The organism is Ochrobactrum quorumnocens (assembly GCF_002278035.1).
In the GTDB taxonomy this organism is placed as follows: Bacteria; Pseudomonadota; Alphaproteobacteria; order Rhizobiales; family Rhizobiaceae; genus Brucella; species Brucella quorumnocens.
This window is the reverse complement of record NZ_CP022605.1, coordinates 1,019,518-1,032,012: the sequence shown is the minus strand read 5'-3', so window position 1 is coordinate 1,032,012 and position 12,495 is coordinate 1,019,518. Positions and strand designations below refer to the sequence as shown.

Below are 12,495 nucleotides of genomic sequence, written 5' to 3'. Positions count from 1 at the left end.
TCGGTCGGTTTTCAGATGGATTTTGGTTCCGAACCCTCCACGAGACCGGCCGAGCGCTTGACCTTCCTGCCCCCTTTAGCGCCTGCTGCAGATACATGGGCGCGAATGACGGTGCTGTCGAACATAGCGATAAGATGAGCGCTTTCATCAAGCCCAGCCAAAATGGAAAAATAGTCCTCGAAAACACCTGCTTTACCTAAACGGTCAAAACGCTTCCATACGCTGTTCCAGTTACCAAACCGCTCAGGCAAAGCCCGCCATGAGATGTTGTGAAGGGTGAAATAATGCAACGCCTCAAGGAATAGGCGGTCATTTTTAGCTTTCGCGCCAACGGCTGGCAGACAAGTCCGAAAAACCTCAAGTGCCAGTTCATAGTCATTTTCTGTCATCTTGGTGCACATTACTGACCTCCAAATCACGTCAGCAATATGTGAATCACGTCGAGAGAAAGTCTGGAACCGGAAAACTTATACCTGAGTCAATTCGTCCACACGGCGTAGTTCCATTCGCCTAAACAAGGCACCTAGCGCGATCAGAGCTCTTTGAAGTGGATGTGCGGTCAAACAAGTTTCTCGCACTGGTTCAGTCACAGGATATCCAGAACGTTAGGAGAGTTGAACGGTTCAACAGGAACGTATTGCGGTATGACGCCTTGCTTTGTTGATGGGCGATAGTCCGAAATGGATAGGTGCCATGTAGAAATTTTTGGCAATCGGTGCGGTGATCGTGTCGGCTCTAGTTTCCACTGGCCCGGCAAATGCATAAAGCGTTGGATAGCTCCCAATGGAATTCGAGCTAACCCGGACAGTAGCCCTCAAATACAGCGTGATAGCTGCCGGGATCGCAGCGTAACTAGTGAGCGTCGTGCAACCAGAATTTCAAGTGATGAGGGAATGGACGAAGTGGAAAGTGTGGTAGAACGACGGAATGCATATATAGTGATGGGTATTGATACTCGTGATAATGATATGCGCGTTGTAATCGATCGTCGCACCGGCGAGGTTCTTAAGATGCGTTGATCGTTTTACCAACCATGTTTGACAAGTATGCCTTAGAACATTGCCTCGATGCGCAAGTGGTTCAATGCCTCGAATGCTAAGCTCGTTTGTGCTGATGAACCGCTCGGGTTTACGTTGTGGCTTGTTTAAGTTGGTACCGTACTTGGCTGACGGGCGGGAAAAGGCCTAAATGTTAGCAGGATCAAAACAGCCACCAGTCCCATGCTCCACGATCCAACATACATTAGCGCGTAAGAATTGAATCGATCATAGATCAGGCCGCCCAGCAACGGGCCGGTCGACATACCGAGACTGCCTGCCATCGCAGTGCCGCCAATGATCGTACCCATCATTTTCAGTGGGAAATTCTCGCGGATAATCACAGCATAAAGTGGCATTGTGCCAGCATAGATGAATCCGACCAGCGCTGCCACCGCGTAGAACGGACCGAGTGTCGAAACAAATACATAGGCGAGAACACCGAAGGCCTGTGCCAAAAGTCCAAGCACCAGTATCCGCTGCGCACCAAACCGATCTCCTGCAAGACCGAACCCGATACGACCGAACATGCCGGCCAGTCCTTCGACGCTGTAGATCGACACAGCCGCAATCATTGGGATCCCGCAAGTTACCGCATAGCTTACAGTGTGAAAGATCGGGCCGGAATGGGTCGCGCAACAAAAGAAGTTCGCCAGCATCAGGGTGATGAACTGCGGCGAGCGAACCGCCTGCCTGACGCTCATGTTCGACTTCGGTTCGTTCGTTGCGAATTCGCCTGTTCCCGCATCGAGCGCTGGTGGTCGGCGGACCAAAAGTGCTGCGGGAATCATCACAGCCGCCGCAGTTCCGGCGATGATCAACATTGCAGTTCGCCAGTCATGGATTGTCACCAGCCATGCCGCCAATGGCGCCATGGTCATCGGCGCCATGCCCATACCTGCAGAAACCAGCGAAACGGCGAGACCGCGCTGCGTATCAAACCAGCCGGTCACACAGGCCATCATCGGCGCGAAGACGGCTGCGGTCGCTGCGCCGACCAGAACGCCGAACAGTGTCTGGAATTCGCTGAGCGTTCCCGCCCGACTGGCGAGAGCGAGGCTCGCCGCCAGAACGATTGAACCCGTGAGCACGACCGGCCGTGGCCCGAACCGATCGGAGAGGCCACCCCACACCATGCTGGCGGCGGCCATTGAAAGGAAACCAAACGTCATAGCAGCGGATATGCCGGTTATCGACCAACCGGTATCCAGAGCTATCGGCCGCAGGAACACAGGCAACGAAAACATGGCTCCAATGGCGACGCAGCCCAAAAGGCCACCTGCCGCCACGATGACCCAGCGATATGAAAGATCCATGTGCTCCCCCGATCCAGAAAGCCGCTGACGTTCAGGCACTGGAAAGTGGTTTATGTCAGAGGAATGTCTCTTATCAACGCTACTGACACCCCACCGAATATTTTAACGGCGTTTCTGGATCAGCCCTGAGACGAGGCCCAACCGGTCGACGGAATGGTATTGACCATCCACGGGATCCCGAACCGGTCGATCAGCGAACCAAAGCCCGGCGACCAGAAGGTCTCCTCAAACGGCATGACTACCTTGCCGCCTTCAGACAGATGCTCGAACCAACGCTGCCCTTCGGCCTTGTCTGCAGCATGCAAGGTGACATCGAAGCCGTTCTTGGGCTTTTCAATATTCGGTGCCCATTTAACATCCATGTCGGCGCCCATTAGAGCTTGATCGCCAACCTCGAGCCAGCAGTGCATGAGCCAGGTTTTGTGTTTATCGTCGGTGATTGGCATGTCTGGAGGACCGTCACCATAGGGCATGGCCGCAGTGATCTTCCCGCCCAGAACCTTGGCGTAGAATTCAAACGCTTCGCGGCACTGGCCCTGAAAACTTAAGCTGGTCACGATCTTCATAATTATTTCCTCCCAGAATAAAACTTTACTATTTCGAACAAGCTTGATACCGCACGCCGCACTGCTCGCCTTCTGTCAGCGCGTATCATTTAGAATGCCACCGACACCACGCGACAAGCGGGGTTATCGCCTGCTGCGCCTTTCTCCCCAGGAAGGGCAGTGACTGCATTGTCTATACTGAACTCCCTTTGGGGTCCACAGTTTGTCAGTGATGATCAATAATCTACCTTGATATCAATATAATCAGCCCAAAATGTCAACCTCGCCTGTAAAAGTTCCTGCCAAAGATGTCTTCGAAACCTCCGTCCTTAGGCATGGCGAGCCTGTGCCTCAGGCGCAGGCTTACGCATGGGCACTCGAGTACACTAATTAAAAATTCAATTCTTCCAACATCACACATGCAGGGTGATCTGTGTATGTTTTTTTAATGAAGTTGAGAGCCGATAAAGGCGTTATACACTGCCTGTGAGCGCGCCCCTCTCATTTGGGTTTTGGCTATCAGCTTATGTTCGAGCGTCAGATGATCGTTTCGACCCAATTATTGACGTTTCCTCCCAAACGTCGTGTAAGCATTTCCAAATCGTTTATATTTCAGTCACTTGAAGAACTGAAAATTGCCCGGACTCGAACTTGCTGGGCACTCTGTTCCGTTTCATGCACCTGACTGGCGATCTTGCTTTCACAATCCTCGTTTAAACTGAAGAGATGGCTGAACGCTATCAGAGTTTGCAGATGCGATCGACAATCTCTGCATATGCCGCGATAGCCATTAAGACGAGAGGTGTCGTGCGTGAAAGCTTGGCACGTATGCGATGAACACTGCTGGCCATACAGAAAAACACGTATTAAATGCCCAACAAGAAGCCAGCTCCGACCACTGTCAGGACCAACGCTGAAATCGCGATAAAGGCGTGATCCCGTGCTAGTGAAAACTGGATGAGCATAAGGATCACTCTAGAGACGGGAAGAAAAATGAATAGGCCAACGCCAGCTTTCACCAATTCGTATCCGCTCACGCCAAAAATCGTCCTTATGAAGGGGTGCAGCCATTGAAGCGCCAATCCTGCTGCGATGACAAATGAAGCCAGTCCCGTGCCATAATGCAACAATCTGGCGATAGCTCGCTCCTCCCCCGCGGCTCTGCTAAAGTATTTGTCCATGGGAATTTTCCTGTCACGCTGCGAAATGCAGGTTGAATCCATTTACCGCCATCGCGATAGCCAGTAACATAAGCACTATCACCAAGACGATGCGGAGCTTGTCACCGGAAAAACCCATCAGCATCCGCGCACCCACGAAGGCCCCCGCAACAGAGCCGAGCGCAACTGGACCGGCGATTGCTGTATTTATGTCACCGCGAACGAAATAGGCGCCCGCGCTCGCGGATGCCGTTACCCCAATCATAAAATTCGAGGTTGCTGAAGAAACCTTGATTGGAAGCCGCAAGGCCGTATCCATGGCGGGGATTTTTAGCAGACCGCTACCAATTCCGAGCAACGCCGAGACCAGACCGGCCCCATACATTAGCGACAAACCCATCGGCACGGAGCCTACATGATAAGGCGCAACGGTTCCCCCTGTGCGATCGGGAACTGCGGAGTGCAGGCGCAACCGTGTTGCCCAACTTCGTTGCGCGTATACGGTCGGCTGGTTCACATCACGGCGGCGGTTGAGCATTTGTTGCGCTGACACAACGAGAATAGCGGCAAATAACAAATACAGATAAGCGACCGGAATAATCCCGATCAGAAACACCCCGGTAAGCGCGCCCAACGTCGTTCCAGTCTCCAGGACGACAGCTAACCTTACATTGGTCATACGCGCTTTCAGGAGCGGTGCCGCGCTGCCGCACGAACACGCAATTACCGACACCAAGCTAGCAGCGACCGCAGCGTGGATGTCGATACCGAACAGAATTGTTAGGACTGGGACAATGAATATACCGCTTGCCATACCGAGAACACCCCCAAGCGCGCTTGCGCCGAAGGCAGCAACAAATAGCGATAGAGCACCGGTCGCCCCCATATCAGGAACTCCAATCATGGGTTCTGCCTTGACCGGCGCGATAAGCGGGTGGTGAACTTAATGAGGTCGCCGCGATAATAGAGCTTTTCATAATCAACCGGCTTCGGACCTTCACAAAAGGAGGTCCGCTCGATCAGAAAGACAGGGCTTCCGGGCGTGATCTCCAGCGCCTGGGCGACTTGGTCGTTTGCTGTGATAGCTTCTAGATGATATTCCGCTTCGACAAGCGGCAGGCCATACTTGTTCTCGAGCAACGAAAAGATCGGCTCCGCTTCCAGATCGTTGCTCCCGATCTTCTCGCCAATGTCCAAGGGTAAATAGGTTTCATCGAACGACATAGCAACACCATCGGCCAAACGAACCCGCTCGATACGGTAAACCTGCGTTCCGACGGAAATGCCCAAATGCGCCGCGACGACATCGCTGGCGGGCACGGGACGTTTATCCAGCAGTTTTGCGGTTGGATTCCGGCCTAGAGCGATCATGTCCTCCACAAACCCGCTCAATTCAGTCAGCTCCTGCAGAATCTTCGGCTCGGTAACAAATGTTCCCTTGCCGCGACGAATCTCCACCAATCCGCGCACGACGAGATTTTCGACTGCCTTTCGAACAGTCGTTCGGCTGACACCGAACCTTTCAATCAGAATATCTTCAGGTGGAAGTTGAGCGCCGCGAGCGAGAATGCCGTTGGCAATTTCGGATGCCAACGTAGCCTCAACCTTAGCGTAAAGTGGTGCGTGGTCTGTCTCTATCATCATACCGACATCATGACGTCGCTACATCATTATGTCAATCGCTCTCACATCTCTCGCGAAGCTGGTACGAGCCGACTGGTAGCCGGTAGATCAACATTGCTGCGTTTCCGGCTTGCTTTCCTCTTAGGCGAGTTTTGTCCGCATCGAAGCCATAGATCTTGGCAAAATTTCCAGTGCTATCTGCTTTATGGCTATGGTTGTTTGTACGAATGAATTGCCGGTCTCTGGACCATCTCACATATCGGCTGACGGGAAGCTGGTGTAATGAATGACGTTGTCTGGTCCGAAACTGAGACTGATCGCTATCAGCACTCGCTCGCCACATTGCGCACTTTCAGTTGCTAGTATCCTCAGAATCCATACGGAATGGAGCACCCCGCCCGAACCACAACCCGGCAGGCAGTCAAACAGTCAAAGTCATTCGCGTAAAGAGGACGAAGGTTAGCCGTGACTGCTCAAATATAGGGCTGACTGGCACCCCCGTAAGCCGGCTTTCACGCAGTCAATATAGACCGGCACTTGTTGAGCATTTGCCTGAAAGTTCGCGAGCAGTCTCTCGAGTGGGAAGAGCATCGCTTTTTCCATAATCGCATCCAGTGTGTGATTGCGGGTTTTAAAAGCCGAGCCACGCCTGATCCTCAATCTAAATCTTGAAGCCGCCGGTGATTCCAATTACTGGTATGGGCGATAGCGGAAAAATGCCTACACACCCGGATAATCAATCAGGAGAACGGTTGCTGGGGGGCAAGCTAATATTCATTTGGCACCCCCTCATCCTAATCCGCCAGAGCATCGTGAAAAATCGGACCAAACTCCGCGCCATTGACGCTGCTACTTGCCTCCAGCCCGTCGTATATCATGCGTCATGTCATAGCTTAACGAAAAGCGAACACCATACCTTTTACCAACGGGATTCGTCATGAAAAACGACCAAAGAAGCGGTCTATGCCAATTGGTGGCAAGCCTGATCCAGAATCCCTACTTACAACGAAGTTACTGCATGATCGTGTCCTTGTAGCTAAATTTGGTGCTGAGAATACTTACCCAATTTTGTTCTCATAAGATTTCATCGGCCATCTGGCTTTTAATCAATCTATCGAGTGGGATTTGAAATGTGTGGATACAATCTCTCATGTGCGGCATGCCTCACCCTTTTAAGTCAAGCCGGCAAAGAAAACCGCCAGACAACTCATGTTTTCCCTGATGTGGTCCGCAAATCTTGAGATCTGATGCTACCGAAGGTTTTCACAGAAACACAAGATGACGAGGAACTGTTCTTTGTGGCAGAGCATACGAGCCTAACTATCCGCAAGTTTACGATCAACTCAACCGAGCCCATAAGCTAGGTCGAATGTTGGCGTTCATGCCTGCGCCAGTCATACCCCTTCCCCCCCTTATTTCCTGAGATAGTTTAGAGCGCAGTTGAGGCTTAATTTTTCCAACAAACGAGGAGGTATACCCATTTCATGTACATTCCCAATTATACCGCCGAAACGTTCATCGATATCACCAACCCTGAGAAAGTCGGCAAGACATTCTGCCTTGAATACCGCGCGTATATTGTATCAGTCGATTTTTCAGGCCATGATAAGCTGATTACATTTGGCGACGGGCGCGCGATCCTCAGTCCCACTGCAAACGGCCTTCACCTGCGTGTGGAAGCCTTTGATCTCGCCACGTTCCATGGGATTTGGTCTCTCCTACAAGTAGGGCTCGACCTATGCAAAACAGGGCCTGGAGGCCAACTTGAATGGACCCCGTCGAGAGACGCGTTATTCCCCCCATTCGAAAGAAATACTGGCCAATCAAACTAACAAATCCTCACCTTTATTTCTGAAGCAAATCGTAGCGTTTTCGCACTATCCTGATCACTGCATGGAGCGTTAAGGCCCTCGATCACAACGCCAGGCGCTTGGCTAAATATCTCGGTAGTGGGCTTCTTAGGCTGGCCGCAATGAGATACTTTCCGTTAATGGCGTTCGCCGTTTTTTCTCCTTAAAACTCAGTGCTGAATACTCTGACCACGTTCCACGACCCGGCGCTGACGCTCTGCTACAATTTGCTCCGTACTTCCCATGCGAACGACCTGTTGCAAAGTTTTAAGTCGCTTTTGCATGGCCTCGAATGCTTGGCGCTGCTGTGGTGGTACGACGTTGACGACCGATTTCTCACCGCGCAAGATCGCATCGCGTCCAAACCTGAGATCGAGCGCCCGGCTTACCCGGGTAAATTCCTGCCAGGTTCTGGCATCGAGTGAGCGTGCGGCAATATCGAGCTTGGTCTCCTTCGTTTTGATCCCCGCTGTAAGCTCACGCAACGCATCTTCAGCCGCTGGCGACATTCCGGGAATTGCAATTCCCATACGCCGACGCTCTTCGACGATGACCTTGAGCTCGCTATCGAGAGCGGTGACATAGGACGCTGCCAGCGATCTGATACGGCTTTCCGCCTCCATAACGGCCTTAACGGCGTTCTTTCGCTCGCGACCGCCTGCCAGTAGTCTGTCGATGATGCGCTCAGAACCGCGCAACGCGCCGTAGGCTTCGGGATGGTTTGCCACAGCCGCAGCGATCCGCTCGCCAGAAATGCCTTTCAGGATCAGACCCTCAATCGTGCTCGCGGCGCCAGCAGGATCACGCCAGATGCTGGACGCTGTTTGGGCCAGGGCTGCGCGATTGTGTCTATAATGGTTTGCTGCGAGCGCCCTCGTTTGAGCCTGGTCTTCAGCGCGCGTTTTGAACTCTGTCACGGCTGCAAGCATCGGAAGACGCAGAGTGCTCTCTTTGCCAGGCTCAACGCTGGCGGCTGCAACCAACTTCCTGTGGTCTTTCCTTTCAGCAATATGCTGTTCGTCTGCAAAGCGGCGCACAGCGCCAAACAGATGTGTCAGTTTCTCTCGACGTTCAGGGGTAAGACCGTCCGGCATGCGCTCAAGCCTATTGCGCTGAACAACCCCATCCACTTTATCCGTAAAAGTGGAGTAGCCGAAGCGCGCCGTCAGCGCCTCATTGACGGCTTTCACTTGCTGAACCAGCAGACGATCCTCGACGGCATAGGCAAAGGCGGTCTTGTAGGCATCAGGCCCGCCGCTCTTGCGGACCGCTTCGATTTCTAAGAGGCGCGCCATTGCCGGTTTCGAAAGCGCCGGGATCGACAATGCCATATGCGCTCGCCGTTGCTTCTCGCGAAGGCCAAAGCCTTCGGCCTGGCGCCGGAATTCTGTCGCATGAGCACGCGCGAGAGGGCTGAGTTCTGACAGTGCAGCGCGTGCTTGTTTATGCTCACCACGGGCAGCACGGCCATCAGCGAGGCGATCCGATCCTAACAGGCGACCAAGACGCTGCGGCGTGGTCGCAAGATCCTCCGCAAGGCGGCGGGGTTCTGTGTGCCTGTTCGACGCAAGCGCATTGAGCCTGGCCAGCGCACGGTCGGGATCGCGATAGATCTTCTCCAATACAGGCCGAAGAATGGCTTCTCGTTCCCTCCAGCGATCCGAGTGAAGCTGAGCACGTCTGGCGTCCTCCTCGAGGCTGCGTGCAAACCGGGTTGTGGGTGCAATAAGATATGGCCCGCCGCCGCCCCGCTCTGATGTTTCAGGTGATCGTGCTGCAAGGTTTTCAAAACGGTCGTCATTATAGGAAACGCTTCTTTCGCGCTCGATCACGATATCAAACGCCACACTGGCCCGCTCCCAGAGTTTCGCCACCTGCCCGCGCTTGTCATCAAGCCACGCCAGCTTTTGTTCGACACGCTGTTTTATTCCCGCCACAGCCCCGGCAAGCGTGTCGATCCCGCGCCTTCTGGCAAAGTCGCGAACATGCGCCTGATAGCCAGCTTCACTCTCAAAATCGAGCGTTGTGGTTTTTGCACCTGAACGGCCAAGACGTTCAACCAGTTGCCCAAACAGTTCCGGACGGTGGCTTTCACGCTCAATCCGCTCACTTCGTATAATGGCAGTTTCGAGCTGTTTTGCCGTCCAAACGTTTCGCTCGACCTCGCGTTCCTCGAAACTCTTCCGTCCGGTTTCCTTATCTATGACAGGGATTTTGACCTTGACGATTTCCACACCATCTTTTTTCAAAAGAACCGTGTCGCCTTTCAACACCCCACCCTCGGACAAGGCCCTGGGCAGACTGACGCCCCACAAACGATGTATAGTCCCCTCATCGGTCTTCACATCGGCATAGGGGCTTTGCTCCGTTTCCTCATCCTGCGGCCGGAACTTTGCCACGCCCGTCTCAACCAGTTCCCCAGTGACACCCATCCTATGGTCGACACGCGATTTCCCGCCCCATTCCGGTTTTGGTTCAAAGTCCTCACGCGCTGCATAAAGATCAGCCCGATCACGATGGCGGGTCATCGACACATAGGTCAGATGCTGATCCATCATGCCGCTGGCAAGTACGAAGGTCCGATCAACGGTCGACCCTTGCGATTTATGGATCGTCGCCGCATAGCCATGGTCAATGTTGCGATAACTGTCCTCACTAAGGACCACATCACTTCCATTGTCGAGACGGATTGAAAGCAGTGGGCCACCGCGCTTGCTACCGGTGGAAACGACCGTGCCGAGCATGCCGTTCTTGACATAGTGTGGACCAGGGCGGGTTGCGCGCTTTTCAACAAACCGAGCATTTTCAAGGAAGATGATCCGATCACCAGAGCCAAATTCGCGGACACCCCGCTCGGTCCGGAATTCTCGAACCTCTGTTAACGCGCCTTCCCTGTTCATCACAGTACGAAGGGAGGAATTGAGCCGCTTTACATCTTCATTGGTATGGGCAAGCACGAGCATCTCATCGCCGCGCAGTCGTCCGCCGTTGCGCGCGGCAACACAGGTCGCAATTGCCTGTTGGCGCGCCTTGCTCCAGTCAGTGACAATACGCTCTATGGCCTCGCTACGCCGCTCAGCTTCGAATATATGCCCGTGTTGCGCATAGGCATCCAACCCCTCCCCGACCTTGCCCTGGGCCAACATTCGTGAGGCATCACGTGCCCATGTTTCTCGCTGACGGCGCACACCGGCAAGCTCAGCGAAGCCAATGCGCTCCGCTATGGCCCGGAAAGCAGCACCCGCCTGGATGGGCTGAAGCTGCATCGCGTCACCGACCAAAACCACCTTCGCACCAGCATTCTCTGCCGCCTTCAACACCCGCGCCATTTGTTGCGAGGACACCATACCGGCTTCATCAACGATCAACACGTCGCCCTGTTTGAGCAGATCACGACCATTTTCCCAGGCAAGTTCGCACGCCGCAAGGGTTCGCGATTTGATACCAGAACTCTCCTCCAGTCCTTCCGCAGCCTTTCCTGCAAGAGCTGCTCCGAAGACACGACGATGCTCATGTTCCCAGGCAACACGGGCAGCGGCAAGAAGCGTCGACTTGCCGGCACCTGCCAGTCCAACAACAGCAGCAATGGCACTGTCACCAGCAATATGACGGACGGCTTCAACCTGTTCACGATCAAGCACCAAAGACTTGTTCGGATCAGCCGTTTCAAAACTCCGGACAGCCCTCGCAATCTTCGCGTCCGCAATCCCAAACCCCTTGCGCTGTGACAAAACTTCCGCCGAGCGCGCCATGTCATATTCGATGCGCAAAATTTCGCGCGTGGTGAATATTGCGGGTTCAGTCACCTTGCCAGTTTGCCAATCCACTTGCTGCGCCTTCAACAAGACAAGATTGTCCGATGCCATTAACCGCGCACGGATATTGGCAAAATCGGATGGATCGTCGACATAGCGGTGCAGCGCTCTCGCCATATCCTTTTCATCAAAGGTCGAGCGCTCGTTGCCAAGTTGTTTCAGCAGCAAGCCGGGATCGGCCAGGAGCCGATCAGCCATCTCCTGTCGATGGGCAAGGGCCGCCGGTGCAAAATACATCTCAATACCCTTGCGTGCCAACGCCGCCTTTTTCGGCCCAAGATGTTTCTGGGCAATTCCATCAAGGCCCTGCTCAGCATAGGAGCGTCCATCAAGACGAATGTCATGGCCAGCAAGCGTCAGATGCCGATTGGCTGTTTGCGCCCAGGCGATCTTCCAGGCTTTCATCGTCTCCTTGTCGCCAGCCCACAGCTTGTAAACGATCTTTCCATTCGGTCGATCCGGCGTGATCACACGGAGCGGCTCACCATCACCCCCAAGCACCGGCACGTTCTTTCCCCCAAACCCCTCTCCAGTCAGCGGCCGCAAGGCCGTCATCAGATGGATGTGAGGATTGCCGTCCTTGTCGTGATAAACCCAGTCAGCAATCATCCCCTTTGAAGTCAGATTGTCCCGAACAAATTCCTGGACAAGGGCTATGTTCTCCCCCCGCGTCAGTTCCTCCGGCAGTGCGATGATGAGTTCACGCGCAAGCTGTGCATCCGCCCGCGTCTCGAACGCGTCGACCGCGTTCCACAAAGCCTCACTTGCTGCAGCGACACTTCTGCCGTCTATTGCGGACCTCAGCCACGCTGGGACCTGGTCCGGAAGCGCCAATTCTTCATGCTTGAGTTCACTGGCGCCACCACGATAGCTGAAAGAGGTCCCAGCCTGTTCGTCCAACATCCGGGCGCGATGACGATAAGCGGCCGCCGAAACGACGCTACGCCCCGCGCTTCTGCTGATTACCTGCGCTCTGATGAACATGATCGCCACGACCGATCTCCTCGCCTTCCAGGAAACGTCGCGCGAGCGACGTATATTGCGCCCTCAAATCATTCGGACCCAAGGGCCGATGCCGCCTTTCCCAAAGATGATCCATGACGAAATAGCCGCAGTGACGTTCAGGAGGCCTATGCAGGCTAGCTTATT

The 12,495-nt window shown here is 54.0% G+C and carries 7 protein-coding genes and 2 pseudogenes; 1 reads left to right on the top strand and 8 read right to left on the bottom strand.

What is annotated here, in order from left to right:
* Nucleotides 1-12: 12 nt before the first annotated feature.
* The 7 genes and pseudogenes from CES85_RS28405 to CES85_RS26960 form a co-directional block, all read right to left on the bottom strand.
* Nucleotides 13-134, bottom strand: a pseudogene (locus tag CES85_RS28405) (IS5 family transposase); the annotation flags it as partial.
* A gap of 51 nt (nt 135-185) precedes the next feature.
* Nucleotides 186-389: pseudogene (locus tag CES85_RS28400) on the bottom strand (transposase); the annotation flags it as partial.
* A 755-nt stretch (nt 390-1,144) separates the two neighbouring features.
* Complete coding sequence (locus CES85_RS26980; protein ID WP_095448807.1) at nt 1,145-2,353, bottom strand: MFS transporter; 1,209 nt, start codon at nt 2,351-2,353, stop codon at nt 1,145-1,147.
* A 119-nt stretch (nt 2,354-2,472) separates the two neighbouring features.
* Nucleotides 2,473-2,919: a VOC family protein gene (locus tag CES85_RS26975; protein WP_095448806.1), complete on the bottom strand. Its 447-nt coding sequence runs from the start codon at nt 2,917-2,919 to the stop codon at nt 2,473-2,475.
* 845 nt (nt 2,920-3,764) lie between these two features.
* Nucleotides 3,765-4,079: a DUF1634 domain-containing protein gene (locus CES85_RS26970; RefSeq protein ID WP_095448805.1), complete on the bottom strand. Its 315-nt coding sequence runs from the start codon at nt 4,077-4,079 to the stop codon at nt 3,765-3,767.
* A 13-nt stretch (nt 4,080-4,092) separates the two neighbouring features.
* On the bottom strand, nt 4,093-4,962 hold the full coding sequence (locus CES85_RS26965; protein ID WP_095448804.1) for a sulfite exporter TauE/SafE family protein: 870 nt from the start codon (nt 4,960-4,962) through the stop codon (nt 4,093-4,095).
* Nucleotides 4,959-5,702, bottom strand: a complete 744-nt coding sequence (locus CES85_RS26960; protein ID WP_095448803.1) for a GntR family transcriptional regulator — start codon at nt 5,700-5,702, stop codon at nt 4,959-4,961. Before CES85_RS26960 ends, CES85_RS26965 begins: the two co-directional genes overlap by 4 nt.
* A 1,463-nt stretch (nt 5,703-7,165) precedes the next feature.
* Between CES85_RS26960 and rctB the strand changes: the two genes are divergently transcribed.
* Nucleotides 7,166-7,513 carry an SMa0974 family conjugal transfer regulator gene (gene rctB / locus CES85_RS28395; RefSeq protein WP_095448802.1) on the top strand — a complete coding sequence of 116 codons (348 nt, stop codon included), beginning with the start codon at nt 7,166-7,168 and terminating at the stop codon, nt 7,511-7,513.
* A gap of 188 nt (nt 7,514-7,701) precedes the next feature.
* Here the strand turns inward: rctB and traA are convergent, their stop codons facing one another.
* The gene (traA, locus tag CES85_RS26950; protein WP_095445254.1) at nt 7,702-12,339 is read right to left on the bottom strand and encodes a Ti-type conjugative transfer relaxase TraA; all 4,638 of its coding nucleotides are present in this window, start codon (nt 12,337-12,339) and stop codon (nt 7,702-7,704) included.
* Nucleotides 12,340-12,495 lie beyond the last annotated feature (156 nt).